Annotated in this window: 9 protein-coding genes; 7 read left to right on the forward strand and 2 right to left on the reverse strand. The window is 70.5% G+C overall.

The annotated features are described in order from the left end of the window. Positions 1 to 81 precede the first annotated feature (81 nt). The 3 genes from BLA60_RS11500 to BLA60_RS11510 all read left to right on the forward strand — a co-directional run bounded on the left by BLA60_RS11500 (position 82) and on the right by BLA60_RS11510 (position 2,874). Complete coding sequence (locus tag BLA60_RS11500; RefSeq protein WP_075132994.1) at positions 82 to 711, forward strand: GntR family transcriptional regulator; 630 nt, start codon at positions 82 to 84, stop codon at positions 709 to 711. Positions 712 to 1,059: 348 nt separating this feature from the next. After that, on the forward strand, positions 1,060 to 1,683 hold the full coding sequence (locus BLA60_RS11505; RefSeq protein ID WP_075132806.1) for a TetR/AcrR family transcriptional regulator: 624 nt from the start codon (positions 1,060 to 1,062) through the stop codon (positions 1,681 to 1,683). Beyond that, entirely contained in the window at positions 1,684 to 2,874 is a 1,191-nt protein-coding gene (locus BLA60_RS11510; protein ID WP_075132807.1) for a serine hydrolase domain-containing protein, read from the forward strand. A gap of 155 nt (positions 2,875 to 3,029) precedes the next feature. Here the strand turns inward: BLA60_RS11510 and BLA60_RS11515 are convergent, their stop codons facing one another. After that, complete coding sequence (locus BLA60_RS11515; protein ID WP_075132808.1) at positions 3,030 to 6,641, reverse strand: hydantoinase B/oxoprolinase family protein; 3,612 nt, start codon at positions 6,639 to 6,641, stop codon at positions 3,030 to 3,032. Continuing rightward, on the reverse strand, positions 6,638 to 7,951 hold the full coding sequence (locus BLA60_RS11520; protein WP_075132809.1) for an MFS transporter: 1,314 nt from the start codon (positions 7,949 to 7,951) through the stop codon (positions 6,638 to 6,640). Before BLA60_RS11520 ends, BLA60_RS11515 begins: the two co-directional genes overlap by 4 nt. A gap of 85 nt (positions 7,952 to 8,036) precedes the next feature. Between BLA60_RS11520 and BLA60_RS11525 the strand changes: the two genes are divergently transcribed. The 4 genes from BLA60_RS11525 to BLA60_RS11540 all read left to right on the forward strand — a co-directional run bounded on the left by BLA60_RS11525 (position 8,037) and on the right by BLA60_RS11540 (position 15,868). Beyond that, positions 8,037 to 8,450 carry a helix-turn-helix domain-containing protein gene (locus BLA60_RS11525; protein WP_162292943.1) on the forward strand — a complete coding sequence of 138 codons (414 nt, stop codon included), beginning with the start codon at positions 8,037 to 8,039 and terminating at the stop codon, positions 8,448 to 8,450. Positions 8,451 to 9,122: 672 nt separating this feature from the next. Further along, a complete protein-coding gene (locus tag BLA60_RS11530; RefSeq protein WP_154814281.1) occupies positions 9,123 to 12,344 on the forward strand; it encodes a DUF2961 domain-containing protein in 3,222 nt (1,073 codons plus the stop codon). Positions 12,345 to 12,384: 40 nt separating this feature from the next. Further along, positions 12,385 to 13,857 carry an FG-GAP repeat domain-containing protein gene (locus BLA60_RS11535; RefSeq protein WP_084734841.1) on the forward strand — a complete coding sequence of 491 codons (1,473 nt, stop codon included), beginning with the start codon at positions 12,385 to 12,387 and terminating at the stop codon, positions 13,855 to 13,857. Positions 13,858 to 13,870: 13 nt separating this feature from the next. Continuing rightward, positions 13,871 to 15,868, forward strand: coding sequence for an N-acetylmuramoyl-L-alanine amidase (locus BLA60_RS11540; RefSeq protein WP_075132812.1), 1,998 nt, complete (start codon positions 13,871 to 13,873; stop codon positions 15,866 to 15,868). Positions 15,869 to 15,873 lie beyond the last annotated feature (5 nt).

Here is a 15,873-nt window from a genome sequence, read left to right on the forward strand (position 1 = left end):
CGCAGGTCAGGGACGGTGGGAGTGGGCGTGAACCCGGAGGACGGGTTGGTCGCCGAGCGTGACCTGCTCGGCCGGACCAGCATGGTGGAGCAGCTGGCCGACCTACTGCGCGGTCGGATCACCGAGGGTCACTACAAGCCGGGGGAGCGCCTGGCCGAGGACGCGATCGGCACGTCGCTCAAGGTGAGCCGCAACACCGTGCGCGAGGCGTTTCGCCTGCTGACCCATGAACGCCTCCTGGTACACGAGCTGAACCGAGGCGTCTTCGTCCGCAAACTGACCGTCGACGACCTGGTCGACCTGTACCGCGTGCGGACCCTGCTGGAATGCGGGGCCGTCCGCGACCTCACCGCACCACCCCGAACCACCGCGATGGCCTCGGCCGTGGCCGACGCCCAGGCCGCGGTCCTGGCGAGCGACTGGCGCGCCCTCGGCACCGCGAACATGCTGTTCCACCAGGCCATCACCGCCCTGGCCGGCAGCCCGAGAATGAACGAGATCATGCGCGGCGTCCTCGCCGAACTCCGCCTCCACTTCCACTCGATGAACGACCCCCGGCGCCTGCACGAGCCCTACCTGGCCCGCAACCGCGACATCCTCGCCATGATCGAGACCGGGGACGGCGCGGGGGCCGAGGACCTCCTGCGCACCTACCTCAACGACTCCGAACACCAACTGGTCGAGGCGTACCAGGCCGTGGCCACCCGCTGACCCGGTCCGGCTGGTCCGGGCTTCGCCGCGCAGAACTGTCGGTGCTGGCGTCTACCCTTGAAGCAGGGGTCCCCCTTGGCGATTGCGGGAGCGTGCGGAGGTTGGCGTTCGCAATCGCACACGGGTTGGGGTGGTTCGTCCGTTGTCCGCCCACTGCCGTTCGTGGCCGAGTTGTCCACAGATCGCCCGGCGTGACCCTTCGCCGCCCGGAACTGTCGGTGTCGAGCCCTACCCTTGATGCAAGGGGTCCCCCTTCGCGGTGGTGGGGAGGCTGGGGGTTGGCGTTCGCAGTCGCACATGGGATGGGTGGGATCGGGTGGATTGGGTTGGGTGAGCTAGTTTTGGGTTGTGCGACCTAAACGGCGGGATGAGCCGACCTTCACCGAGGTCGGGCGGCGGCGGCAGATCGTCGACGCCGCCATCGGGACGATCGCCGAGGTGGGATATTCCGCCGCGTCGTTCGCGCGGATCGCGCAGCGGGCCGGGCTGAGCAGTCCGGGGTTGATCTCCTACCACTTCGCCGACAAGGACGAGTTGATCGGTCAGGTGGTGGCCGCGATCTACCGCACGGGCGGCGACCGGATCCGGCCGCGCGCCGACGAGGCCGGTTCCAGCGCGCAGGCGCTCGCCGCGTTCGTCGCGGGCAGTGTGGAGTTCTACGACAGCCACCGCGATCACATGCGCACGTTGCTGCAGATCCTCCACGGGCATCCGCACGCCCGCGAACGCTGGGTCGACGAGGCCAACGCCGCCGAGCTGGACGGCATCGAGCAGGTTCTCGTCGAGGGGCAGGCCGCCGGCGAGTTCCGGGGGGACCTCACCCCGCGCGTCACCGCGACCGTGATCCGGGATCTGCTCTCCGGCGCGCTGGCGCGGCTGCTGAACACCCCTGACCTGGACGTCCCCACCTACACCGCCGAGCTGGTCGACCTCTGCCGGCACGCCGTCGAGAAAGCCCCGAGGAGTTCCTGAATGTCCGAGATCCACGGTTTCGCCGCCCCCGGCTTCGACGCGGTCCGCGAGGCGTTCGCGGCGAACTTCGCCGACGGGGTCGAGGTCGGCGCGGCGGTCAGCGTGTACCTGCGCGGCGAGCCGGTCGTCGACCTGTGGGGCGGGGTCGCCGACCGCGACACCGGCCGCCCCTGGGAGCGCGACACCCTGCAGATCGTCTACTCCACCACCAAGGGCGCCACCACGGCGTGCGCGCTGCTGCTCGCCCAGCGCGGCGAACTCGACCTGGACGCGCCGGTCGCCGCCTACTGGCCCGAGTTCGCCGCCGCCGGCAAGGAGGACCTGCCGGTCCGCTGGCTGCTGACCCACCAGGCCGGACTGGTCGCCCTCGACGAACCGGTCACCCGCGACGACGTCCTCGACTGGCAGCCGATGGTCGACGCCCTCGCCGCGCAGAGTCCTCAGTGGACGCCGGGGACACGGCACGGCTACCACGCGCTGACCTTCGGCTTCCTCGTCGGCGAGGTCGTCCGCCGGATCACCGGCCGCACGCTGGGCACCTTCTTCCGCGACGAGATCGCCCGCCCGCTGGACCTCGACTTCCACATCGGACTCCCCGCCGGCCAGCACCACCGCGTCAGCCGGCTCGCCCAGCCCGCCATGGACCTCGGCGCGGCCGCCGCCTCGGTCGACCTCGACGCGCTGCCCGAACCGATCCGCGCCCTCGTCGCGGCCATGACCGACCCGACCTCGCTCACCCGCCGCGCCTACGGCTGCGTCGCGCCCCCGCTGGACCACAACGACCCCGCCGAGTGGACCGCCGAGATCCCCGCCACCAACGGCCTGTGCACCGCCCGCGCCCTCGCCCGCTTCTACGCCGCCCTGATCGGCGAGGTCGACGGCCACCGCGTCCTCACCGACCAGACCCTCGCCGCGGCCACCGCCGAACACACCACCGGCCCGGATCTGGTCACCCTCCAGCCCTTCCACCTCGGCCTCGGCTTCAGCCTGCCCACACCGGCCACCCCCTGGCACTCCCCGCGCGCCTTCGGTTTCGGGGGCCTGGGCGGCTCCCTCGGCTACGCCGACCCGGAGACCGGCCTGGCCGTCGGCTACGTCATGAACCACGTGCGCAACACGCCCGCCGCCGACCAGCCGGCCAACAACCTCGTGACCGCCGCCCGCAACGCCGCCGCCCATCCGGTGGCGTAGCCACCGGAGGCCGACCCACCCGCCCGCCGTGGCGGCGATTTTTGCTGTTGTGCCTGGTCAGGGCGCGGGGATCCCCCCGTTTTCCAGTCTACCGAGCGGGACCGACAGTTCCTGGTGACGGCGGGAGGGTTGTCCCCATGGGCGGCCGGGCCCGGTCACGGTGGGGCGGTGCCGTAGCCGCCGCCGCCCGGTGTCTCGATCACCAGCACGTCGTCGACGCCGACGTCCACCGAGTCGGCGCTGGCCATTCCGACCACGGTGCCGTCCGCGCGCCGGACCTCGTTGGACCCCAGAGCGCCCGGTGCACCGCCGGCCATGCCGTACGGCGCGACCCGCCGGTGGCCGGTCAGGGTGCTCACCGTCATCGGCTCCAGGAAACGGAGTCGGCGCACCGCGCCGTCGCCGCCGCGCCAGCGGCCGGCGCCGCCGCTGCCCCGGCGGACGGTGAACTCCTCCAGCAGCACGGGGAAGCGCCATTCCAGGACCTCGGGGTCGGTCAGGCGCGAGTTCGTCATGTGGGTCTGGACCACCGACGCCCCGGCGAACCCGTCGCCCGCCCCGGAACCGGAGCCGAGCGTCTCGTAGTACTGGTGGCGTTCGTTGCCGAACGTCACGTTGTTCATCGTTCCCGAGCCCTCGGCCTGCACGCTCAGCGCGCCGTACAGCGCGCCGGTGATCGCCTGGGAGGTCTCGACGTTGCCGGCGACCACAGCCGCCGGGAAGCTCGGGGCCAGCATCGACCCGTCCGGGACGATCATCCGCAGGGGACGCAGACAGCCGTCGTTGAGGGGGATCTCGTCGGCGACCAGCGTGCGGAACACGTACAGCACCGCCGCGGTCGCCACCGACGACGGGGCGTTGAAGTTCGTGTCCAGCTGGCCGGAGGTGCCGGTGAAGTCGATCGTCGCCGCGCGGGCCTCGCGGTCCACGGTGATCCGCACGGCGATCACCGCGCCGGAGTCCATCGTGTACCGGAACTCGCCGTCGTCGAGGGCGTCGATGACGCGGCGCACGGCCTCCTCGGCGTTGTCCTGGACGTGACGCATGTAGGCCTGCACGACGTCCAGGCCGAACGCGTCGATCATCCGGGCGACCTCGTGTACGCCCTTGTTGTTGGCGGCGACCTGGGCGCGCAGGTCGGTGAGGTTGGTGTCCGGGTTGCGTGACGGGTAGCGCGCGCCGGTGAGCAGCGCCCGGGTCTCCGCCTCGCGGAAACGACCGTTCTCGGCGAGCAGCCAGTTGTCGAACAGCACGCCCTCCTCGTGGACCTCGCGGCTGTGCGCCGGCATCGACCCCGGGGTGATCCCGCCGATCTCCGCGTGGTGGCCCCGGGAGGCGACGAAGAACAGGATCCGGTGTCCGGCCTGGTCGAACACCGGGGTCACGACGGTGACGTCCGGCAGGTGGGTGCCCCCGTGGTACGGGTCGTTGACCGCGTACACGTCACCGGGGCGCACCTCGCCCGCGCGGCGGCGCACCACCTCCTTGACGGTGGCGCCCATCGACCCGAGGTGCACCGGGATGTGCGGCGCGTTGGCGATCAGGTCACCGTCCGGGTCGAACAGCGCGCACGAGAAGTCCAGCCGCTCCCGGATGTTGACCGACTGGGCGGTCGACTCCAGGGCCGCCCCCATCTGCTCGGCGATCGACATGAACAGGTTGTTGAAGATCTCCAGCATGACCGGGTCCGCCTCGGTGCCCACCCGGGACCGCGCGCGTGCCGCGACCCGTTCCACCAGCAGGTTCCCCGTTGCGGTCATGGTGGCCCGCCAGCCGGGTTCGACGACGGTCGTCGCGTTGGCCTCGGCGATGATCGCCGGGCCGTCGACCGCGTGGCCCGGCGCCAGCCGCTCCCGCTGGTGCAGCGGCGCGGTGTGCCAGGAGCCACCGGCGTGCAGGCGGACCCGCTCGGCCTGGTCGGGCCCGGTGGCGTGGTCGCCGAGGCCGGTCAGGTCGGGTTCCTCGGTCAGGCCGGTCGCCTCGACCGACACCGCCTCCACCACCAGCGGCCGGTCCATCAGGAACGAGTAGGTGCGCCGGTAGCCCTGCTCGAACGCGGCGACCATGGCGGCCGGCTCGGCCAACTCGACCACGACCGTGGTGTCGGTGCCGTCGTAGCGCAGGTGCGCGCGCCGGGCGACCCGCACCCGCGCGGCCGGCACGTCCTGGTCGGCGAGTTCGGTGCGGGACGCGGTGTCCAGCGCGTCGGCGACCTCGTGCAGCCGGGGCATCAGCGACGGCGTCAGTTCCGCCTCCACGGACTGTTCGCGCATGGCGGTGAGGTCGGCCAGGCCGATGCCCAGCGCGGAGAGCACCCCGGCCATCGGCGGGACGAGCACGGTGCGGATGCCCAGCGAGTCGGCGACCGCGCAGGCGTGCTGGCCGCCGGCACCGCCGAAGGTGGTGAGCGCGTACTCGGTGACGTCGTGGCCCTTCTCCACCGAGATCCGTTTCACCGCGTTGGCCATGTTCGCCACCGCGATCCGCAGGTAGCCCTCGGCGACCTGCTCGGGGGAGCGGTCGTCGCCGGTGTGCTCGCGGATCTCGTCGGCCAGCGCGGCGAACCGCTCCCGCACGACCCGCGCGTCCAGCGGCTGGTCCCCGCCGGGCCCGAACACCGACGGGAACCGGTGGGGCTGGATGCGGCCGAGCATCACGTTGGCGTCGGTGACGGTCAGTGGGCCGCCGTTGCGGTAGCACGCCGGGCCGGGGTTCGCGCCGGCCGAGTCCGGGCCGACGCGGTAGCGGCTGCCGTCGAAGTGCAGGATCGACCCGCCGCCGGCGGCGACGGTGTGGATGTCCATCATCGGGGCCCGCAGCCGCACCCCGGCGACCTGCGCCTGGAACACCCGCTGGTACTCCCCGGCGAAGTGCGACACGTCGGTGGACGTGCCGCCCATGTCGAAGCCGATGACCTTGTCGAACCCGGCGAGCTGGGAGACCCGCGCCATGCCGACGATGCCGCCGGCCGGCCCGGACAGGATCGCGTCCTTGCCGCGGAAGTGGCCGGCCTGCGCGAGGCCGCCGTTGGACTGCATGAACATCAGCGCGACGCCGCGCAGCTGCCCGGCGACCTGGTCGACGTAGCGGCGCAGCACGGGGGACAGGTAGGCGTCGACGACGGTCGTGTCGCCGCGCGGGACCAGCTTCATCAGCGGACTGACCTCACTGGACAGTGAGATCTGCGCGAAGCCGACCTGTTCGGCGAGCGCGCCGATCGCCTGTTCGTGGGCGGGGTGGAGGTGGCTGTGCAGGCAGACCACGGCCACCGCGCGGATCCCGTCGGCGTGGGCGTCGGCGAGGTCGCGGGCGAGCCGGTCGAGGTCGGGCGCGCGCAGGACGGTGCCGTCGGCCATGATCCGCTCGTCGACCTCGACGACGCGTTCGTAGAGCTGGTCGGGCAGCACGATGTCGCGTTCGAAGATCCGCGGCCGGTTCTGGTTGCCGATCCGCAGCGCGTCCCCGAAACCTCGGGTGATGACCAGGACGGTGCGTTCGCCGGTGCGTTCCAGCAGGGCGTTGGTGGCCACCGTGGTGCCCATCCGGACCTGCTCGATCAGCTCGGCCGGCACCGGCTCGTTCGCGCCGAGCCCCAGCAGCGCGCCGATCCCGGCGACGGCGGCGTCGGCGTAGCGCGTCGGGTTGTCCGAGAGCACCTTGTGGGTGACCAGCCCGCCGTCCGGTCGGCGGGCCACGACGTCGGTGAAGGTGCCACCCCGGTCGACCCAGAACTGCCAACCCCGATCCACGTTCGCCTCCACCGTCATGCCGGCACCACCGACTCCTCCACTTCGGACTCCACGACCGGGTCGCGGGACAGCCACAGCCCGACCCCGGTGACCACCGCGGTGAGCGCGAGATAGACCCCCAGGATCCACCAGTTGTCCAACCAGGCGATCAGCGCGGTCATGATCAGCGGGGCGGGGGCGCCGCCGATCACGCCGGCGAGCGTGTAGGCGAGGGAGGAGCCGGTGTAGCGCAGCCGCGGCGAGAACTGCTCGGTGATCAGTGCGGCCTGCGGCCCGTACATCGACGCGTGGATCGCCAGTGCGACCACCGTTCCGATGATCAGCACCGCGAACGATCCGCCGCCGATCATCGGGAAGAACACGAACGGCCAGACCGCCGCGGCGATCGTGCCGTAGAGGTAGAGCCGCCGCCGGTTGATCCGGTCGGACAGCGCGCCGAAGGCCGGCATCAGCAGCACCTGGCAGGCCGAGCCGATCATGACGGCGATCGTCCCCTCTCCGCGAGACATACCCAGTTCCTGGGTGATGTACGTGAGGGTGAAGACGGTGAACAGCGAGTACAGCACGTCCGGGCAGACCCGAACCAGGATCCCCGCGATCAGCGCCCGACGCTCCGCACCGACCACTTCGGACACCGGGGCGCTTGGCCGCTCCCGGCGGTCGACGATCTGCTTGAACACCGGCGTGTCCTCCAGCCGCAGCCGAATCCACAGTCCGAACAGGACCAGCACGGCGGAGAGCAGGAACGCGATCCGCCAGCCGCCGGAGGTGAACGTCTCCTCGCTCATCAGCCCCGCGAGCAGTGCGAGCACCCCGTTGGCCAGCAGTGTTCCCGCTGGTGGCCCGATCTGCGCGGCGGAGGCCCAGAACCCGCGTTTGCGCGGATCCCCGTACTCACTGGACAGCAGGACCGCGCCACCCCACTCCCCGCCCACCGCGACGCCCTGCGCGAACCGCAGGATCACCAGCAGGACCGCGGCCGTTCCCCCGATCGAGGCATGTGTGGGCAACAGTCCGATGAGGAACGTGGCGATCCCGGCCAGCAGCAACGTGTAGACCAGAACCTTCTTCCGCCCGATCACGTCACCCAGCCGTCCGAAGACGAACCCCCCGAGCGGCCGGGCCAGATAGCCCACCGCATAGGTGGAGAAGGCGCTCATCGTGCCCACGAGCGGGTCCCCGGAGGGGAAGAAGAGGTCCCCGAACAGGGTCGCCGCCGCGACCGAGTAGGCGGCGAAGTCGTAGTACTCCAGGGCGGTGCCGGACAGGCTGGCGGCATAGGCGCGGCGTAGGTCGCGCGGGTTGACGGCGCGTTGAGCAGAGGTCATGGGGTCACATCCCATCTCGGCCGGTGGTGGCGCTTCCCTGAGGCTAGATTTCGTAGGACAATCCTGCAATACTCTTGTCCTACAGATGGAACCTTGGGGGTTCGAGATGGCCGCACAGGAGACCTGCCCGTCGGTCCGCAACGCCTTCCGGCTCCTGGAATCACTCGCCGGAAGCCCGGACGGCATGCGCCTCACCCACCTCGCCGACGCGACCGGCCTGCCGAAGTCGTCCACCCATCGGATCCTGGGGACACTGGAGGAACTGGAGATCGTGTGCCGGGAAGAAGGAGCCGGCGCCTACCACCTCGCGGCCCGATGGCGTCGGGTCGTGGCGCCGGGGCGGGTCGCCGAGTTCTCGGCGCCGGTGGTGGCTGACGGCGTGGCGGTGGCCGGACTGACCCTTCGGTTGCGGGGGCAGGTTTCCTCTGGGTCCCGGGATCGGTTGAGCCGGTTGGTGGCTGATCTCGCTTACGCTGTTTCTCGGCGGTTTCGGGTGTAGTTGTTGTTGGGGTTCTTGGGTTGTGGGTTCTTGGGTTGTGGGCGTGGGGCGTGGGGTTCTGGGGGTGTGGGTCGCGGGTTCTTGGGGTGTGGGTGGTGGGGGGGTTTGCCTGTCTTGCCCGGGTCTGGCGGTGGATTTACGGGCGGCCACTCACGCCTCAAGAGGCCCTGAGCTGGGCTTTGTCTGGGTTCGTGCTACCCGTGGGCCTCTTGACCCGTGAGCCTCCGCCGCCCTGAGGCAGGGCCTTGAGGGGCAGGGCTGCGCCCTGCCCCTGCGGTGTGTCCACCGCCAGACCCGGGTGGGCGAGGGCTCCGTGGTGGGGGGTTCTGGTTTGGCCTGTGTCGGTCCGTTGGAGGTTGGGGCCGTGGCCGGAGGTGCGGTGGTGTGGCGGGGTGAGCCCGTATCGGTCCGTTGAGGCCGGGCCGTGACCGAAGGCCTCTGTCTCTGTCTCTGTCTCTGGGCTGGGTTGCGGGCTGTGGGCTGTGGGCTGCGTTCGGTGGTGAGATCAGTGCCTTCCCCCGGTGGCATCCCGTAGCGGCTCAAGTCTCCACCGCAAAACGATTCAGAAAGATCAACTCACGTGAATCGATGCCGCCATCCGGTCTATTGACGTCAGAAAGGAACAAAAAGGAGACTGGGTAATCGTTTACCCGTCACCGAAAGGTGGCCGTGATGCGGAGCCCCCTGCTCTCCACCATCGCCGTCCTCCTGTCCCTCGTCGCCCCTACGACCGTGAGTGCGAGCCCGGCTGTCACCGCCAGCAACGGACCTACTGGCTGGGACACCTACCGGCGCCTTGATCTTCTTCCGGATCTTGCCTCGGCCTCACAGACCAAACAGTTCTCCAGCTTCGCCCGTAACGGGAGCAACGACGACGGCTTCGGCGGTCGCTACTCCTGCCTGCGCACCAACGGCCCCGGCTGTGTCATCGCCGAGGATCGGGGGGCGGGGGAGATCCAGTCCATCTGGTTCACGCGCGACGAGGGGAACGTCAGCGCCACCGGCACGATCCGGGTCGTGCTCGATGGGGTCACCGTGCTCAACGCCAGCCTGCAGAGCGTCGTCAACGGTGATCTCGGTGCGCCGTTCAGCTGGCCGTTGGTGACCAACGCCGACCAGACCTCGGGCGGGGTCACGATCAAGGTTCCGATGAGCTATCGGGAATCGATGATCGTCACCACCACCAACAACCCGTTGTTCCACCACGTCGGGTACCGGGAGTTCGCCAGCGCGGACGGGGTGAGCCGGTTCGATCCCGGCGATCCGGCCACCGACGTCATCGAACGGTTGCGGCAGGCCGGGCGGACCGATCCCAAGCCGGCACAGCCGGGGGCGGTGACCGAGCGCGCCACCGTCTCGCCGGGAGCCGGTGGGAGTGTCGAGTTGGCGAGGCTGACCGGGCCCGCGGCGGTCACGGCTCTGCGGCTGCGGATTCCGGACGGCGCGGCCACCGAGGCCACGTTGAGCGGGCTTCGGTTGCGGATGACGTTCGACGGACGATCTACTGTGGACTCTCCGGTGGGTGAGTTCTTCGGCGCCGGACTGGGCGAGCGGGACGTGCGTGCCCTGATGTTCGGCATGGACCCCGCCCCGGGCGGCTGGTACAGCGCCTGGTGGATGATGCCCTACGCCCACAGCGCCACCATCTCCCTGGCCAACACCACCGGGGCCGCGATCAGCGGCCTCCAGTCGGAGATCACGCACGCGCCGAACACCCGGTGGGCCACCGAACTCGGACCGGCCGGGGGATCGGGGCATTTCACCACCCAGTCGCGCAGTGGGCTCTCGACCCCGGCGCGGGACTGGCTCGCCGTGGACCAGCCGGGGCGGGGGAGGTTCGTCGGACTCAGCCAGGTCGTGCGGAACTCCAACCCTGGTGGCAACGAGCGTGGGTATCTGGAGGGCGACGAGCGGATCCACGTCGACGGCGGGCGGAGCCCCGCCTTCCACGGCACCGGCACCGAGGACTACTACGAGTCCGGCTGGTACTTCAACCGGGGCGAGTACTCGGGGGTCTTCACCGGGAACACCGGGCACCAGGTCCGCACCGCGGGCTGCGCTGTCGAATGCGACGCCATGTACCGGGTGCAGATCGGCGACGCCGTCCCCTACTCCGCCGGGCTGCGGTTCGGGATCGAGCACGGGGCACAGAACGATCTTCCCGTGGCCGAGTCGACCACCGCCTTCCTCTACACCAGGCCGAACGTGGCCCTGCGGACCACCGACACGATCACGGTCGGCGACGCCGCCAGCCGCGCCGCCCACGACTACACCGACAGCGCCGCCAGCCAGTACGGGCTCACCGCGACCTACGAGGGCGACGACGACCACGACGCGCTGACCGCCCAGGTGCGGTCCACCTCCGGTGCGGTCAGCTTCCGGCTGGCCATCGATCCCGGCAACGACGGCGTCCGGCTGCGACGGACCAGCGACCAGAACACCGCCTACCAGTCGGCGACGGTCACCGTGGACGGTGCGCCGGCCGGGACCTGGACGCAGGCGCTCGGCAACGGGTTCCAGCGGTGGCTCGACGACGACTTCACCCTCCCGCCGGCGTTGACCGAGGGGAAGTCGTCGGTCGTCGTGCGGCTCGTGCCCAGTGGTCCTCAGTGGACGGCCGGGCGGTACGAGGCGGTGAGTCTCGTGGCGCCGTTCAGTGACACGGCGGCGCCGGGCGCGGTCAGCGGTCTGGTGGTCGGAAGTGGACGGACGCACGCGATTCCGTTGTCCTGGAACCCGGCCACCGACGACGTCGGGGTCGCCGGGTATCGGGTGTACGCGTCGACCAGCGCCGGGTCGGTGGGCGGTCTGGTCGGGACGACGACCACGCCGGCCTTCCGGCACGGGCCGTTGCCGGCCGGCGCGCAGCGGTACTACCGGGTCGTCGCGGTGGACCGGGCGGGGAACGCGGGGCCGGCGTCGGCCGTGGTGAACGCCACCGCCCGGGGTCGGAACTCCAGTGACGTCAACGGTGACGGGCGCGACGACGTCGTCGTGTTCACCCAGGGGGCGGCGGCCGACGTGCTGGTCGCCGGGTCGACGGGGACCGCGTTCGGCGATCCGGTGGTGGGGCACGACTACTTCTCGCTCGACGGGGAGGTGCCCAGGACCGGCGACGTGAACGGGGACGGGCGCGCGGACATCGTCACCTTCACCCGGGGCGCGGCGGCCGACGTGTACGTCGCGCTGTCCACCGGCGGCGGGTTCGGGCCGTCGGTGAAGTGGCACGACTTCTTCGCGGCCGGGGACGAGTACCCGGAGCTGGGCGACGTCAACGGGGACGGCCGGGCCGACCTGATCACGTTCACCCGGGGCAGCGCCGGGGACGTGTATGTCGCGCTGTCGACCGGGAACGGGTTCGGGCCGGGCGTGAAGTGGCAGGACAACTTCGGTTACGGCGCCGAACGGCCGGCGGTCGGGGACTTCGACGGGGACGGTCGTGACGACGTCGCCGTGTTCACCGGGGGCGCGCAGGGCGACGTGTTCGTCTCGCTGTCCAACGGGGTGGCGTTCGTGCAGGAGGTGTGGTTGTGGCACAACAACTTCGCCATCGGCACGGAGGTCGCCGGGGCCGGTGACGTGAACGGTGACGGTCGCGACGACGTGATCACCTTCACCCGGGGCGACCAGGCCGACGTCTACGTGTCCCTGTCCGACGGTGGGCGGTTCGTGCAGAACGCCTGGCGCTGGCACGACCACTTCGCGCTCGGGGAGGAGACGCCCGGGATCGGGGACGTGACCGGGGACGGCCGGGCGGACGTGCTGACCTTCACCGGCGGCGCGGCCGCCGACGTGTGGGTGGCGCCCTCGACGGCGTCGGCGTTCGGGTCGTCGTCGGTGTGGCACGGCCAACTCGCCGGCGGGACCGAGCTACCCCGCCCCAGCCTGCGTTGAGTCCAGAGCTGTCATCGTTTTTCCTGGAAGGACCCCGCACATGTCCAGGTTCGCACTGATCCGGGGTGTGGTGGCCGCGGTCGCGGTCTCGCTGACCCTGGTCGCCCCCGCCACGGCGGAGCCGCCGCCGACCGGAGACCACGTTCCGCTGACGGTCAATCCGTTGGCCTGCCCCAGTATTCCGCCCAGCCACGATCCGAACGTGATCCGGATCGTCTACCAGGTCGGGCTCGACCGCAACGTCTCACCGAAGGTCATGCTCGCCGCGTTCGAGGCCGGCTGGGTCGAGTCGAGGATGAACAACCTGCCGTGCGGGGACAAGGACTCGCTCGGGGTGTTCCAGCAGCGGCCCAGCCAGGGCTGGGGGACACCCGAGCAGATCATGGACGTGGCCTACGCGTCGACCCAGTTCTTCGTGCAGGCCCAGCGCAACGAGCCGCTGTACCCGAACTACACCGCGGGGCTGCTCGCGCAGAGCGTGCAGCGGTCGTGCTGCCCCGAGCGGTACGACCAGGCCGAGGGCCGCGCCCGGTCGATGATGGCCGAGGCGGCGGGGATGATCAGCCCGCGCGCGTTCACCGGCTCGTCGACCGACTTCGACGGTGACGGCCGCGACGACATCGTGACGTTCACCCACGGCCCGCTGGACGATGTGTACGTGGCCCTGTCGTCGGGTTCGGGGTTCACCGGGACGACGGTCAAGTGGCACGACCGGTTCGCCCTGTCCGGCGAGACGCCGCTGACCGGGGACTTCAACGGGGACGGCCGGGACGACATCGTGACGTTCACGCACGGTTCCCTGGCCGACGTGTACGTCGCGCTGTCGACGGGTTCGTCGTTCGGGCCGGGGGGCAAGTGGCACGACTTCTTCTCGCTCAACGGTGAAGTGCCGGCGGTCGGTGACGTGAACGGTGACGGCCGCGACGACATCATCACGTTCACCCGCGACAACCTGGCTGACGTGTACGTGGCGTTGTCCACCGGGACGTCGTTCGGCGCGAGTCAGAAGTGGCACGACTTCTTCGGGATCGCCGGTGAGTACCCGGGGGTGGCCGACGTCAACGGTGACGGGCGCGACGACATCGTGGTGTTCACCCGGGGGAACCTGGGTGACGTCTACGTGGCCCTGTCGACCGGTTCTGGCTTCGGCGCGAGTGCGAAGTGGCACGACTGGTTCTCCGTGGGCGGTGAACTGCCCAGGATCGGGGACTTCAACGGTGACGGGAAGGCCGACATCGCGACGTTCACCACCAACGCGGCGGCCGACGTGTACGTGGCCCTGTCGAACGGGTCGGCGTTCGTCGGCACCGAGCAGAAGTGGAACGACTTCTTCGCTCTGGCCGGCGAGTTCCCCTACACCGGGGACTTCAACGGGGACGGCAGGGACGACGTCGTCACCTTCACCCACAACTCGCTGGCCGATGTCTACACCGCGCTGTCCACCGGCACCGGCTTCGGTGGCGGCGCGAAGTGGCACGACTTCTTCGGTCTCGCCGGTGAGACCAGTTTCTGAGAGGGAGACGAACATGCGTTCACGACTGCTCGCCCTCGGCGCGGCCACCCTGACCACGCTCGGCCTCGCCACCTGGCCGGCGCACGCCGAACCCGACACCCACGCCCTGGACCTCGACGCGGCCTTCGCCCAGGCCGCGCAGGAGTACGACGTCCCCCGTGACCTGCTGGTCGCCGTCGGCCACAACGAGACCCGGCTCGACGGCCACGGCGGACAACCCAGCCAGGACAACGGTTTCGGCGTCATGCACCTGGTCGACAACCCGACCAGCGCAACGCTGGCCCAGGCCGCCGACCTCACCGGCGCCAGCCTGGACGCCCTGAGATCCCACAGTCCCACCAACATCCGGGGCGCGGCCGCCGTCCTCGACGCCCTCGCCGACGACGCCGGTCTCACCGACCGTGCCAGTCTCGACCAGTGGTACCCCGTGGTCGCGTCCTACGGGAGCACACTGTCCGCCAACGACACGTTCGCCCTGCTCCGCGAGGGTCTCGCCACCCGCGCCCCCGACGGCGAGATCATCGGCTTCCCCGCCCACCGGTCGCTGCCGGCCCGCGCCACCAGCGACGACCTCCACGCCCAGGGCCCCGACTACCCCGACTCGCGCTGGATCCCCGCCCACGGCGCGAACTACGGCGCCGGCCGCTCCGCCGCCATCAACCAGATCGTCATCCACGTCACCCAGGGGTCCTACGCCGGCACGATCAGCTGGTTCCAGAACCCGTCCTCGGGCGTCAGCGCCCACTACGTGGTGAAGTCGTCCAACGGCGAGGTCACCCAGATGGTGCGCGACGGTGACACCGCGTACCACGCGCGGTCGGCGAACCCCCGCACCCTGGGCATCGAACACGAGGGTTTCGTCGACAACCCGGCGTGGTTCACCGAATCGATGTACCGCTCGTCGGCGGCCCTGACCCGCTGGCTGGCCGACCGCCACGGCATCCCGAAGACCAGGCAGGGCATCGTCGGCCACAACGAGGTCCCCGGCAACGACCACACCGACCCCGGCCCGCACTGGAACTGGGGCCACTACCTCGACCTGGTCAACGGCGGCGGCTCGTCGGGCGGCGTGTTCACCGGTTCGTCGACCGACTTCGACGGCGACGGCCGCGACGACATCGTGACCTTCACCCACGGTCCGCTGGACGACGTGTACGTGGCCCTGTCCTCGGGGGCCGGGTTCACCGGCACCACCGTCAAGTGGCACGACCGGTTCGCCCTGTCCGGCGAGACGCCGCTGACCGGGGACTTCAACGGCGACGGCCGCGACGACATCGTGACGTTCACGCACGGTTCCCTGACCGACGTCTACGTCGCCCTGTCCACCGGCTCGTCGTTCGGCCCCGGCCAGAAATGGCACGACTTCTTCGCCCTCAACGGAGAAGTCCCCGCTGTCGGTGACGTGAACGGTGACGGCCGCGACGACATCATCACCTTCACCCGCAACAACCTGGCCGACGTCTACGTCGCGCTCTCCACCGGCACGTCCTTCGGCGCCAGTCAGAAGTGGCACGACTTCTTCGGGATCGCCGGCGAGTACCCCGGCGTGGCCGACGTCAACGGCGACGGCCGCGACGACATCGTCGTGTTCACCCGAGGCACCCTCGGCGACGTCTACGTCGCGCTGTCCACCGGCTCAGGGTTCGGGGCGAGCGCCAAGTGGCACGACTGGTTCTCCGTCGGCGGCGAACTCCCCCGGATCGGGGACTTCAACGGCGACGGGAAGGCCGACATCGCGACCTTCACCGTCAACGCCGCCGCCGACGTCTACGTCGCCCTGTCCAACGGGTCGGCGTTCGTCGGCACCGAACAGAAGTGGAACGACTTCTTCGGCATCGCCGGGGAGTTCCCCTACACCGGGGACTTCAACGGCGACGGCAGGGACGACGTCGTCACCTTCACCCACAACAACCTGGCCGACGTGTACACCGCGCTGTCCACCGGCACCGCCTTCGGCGGCGGCGCGAAATGGCACGACTACTTCGGTCTGCCAGGAGAAACGAGCTTCTGACCGGT

This window comes from Actinophytocola xinjiangensis (genome assembly GCF_001921215.1).
In the GTDB taxonomy this organism is placed as follows: domain Bacteria; phylum Actinomycetota; class Actinomycetes; order Mycobacteriales; family Pseudonocardiaceae; genus Actinophytocola; species Actinophytocola xinjiangensis.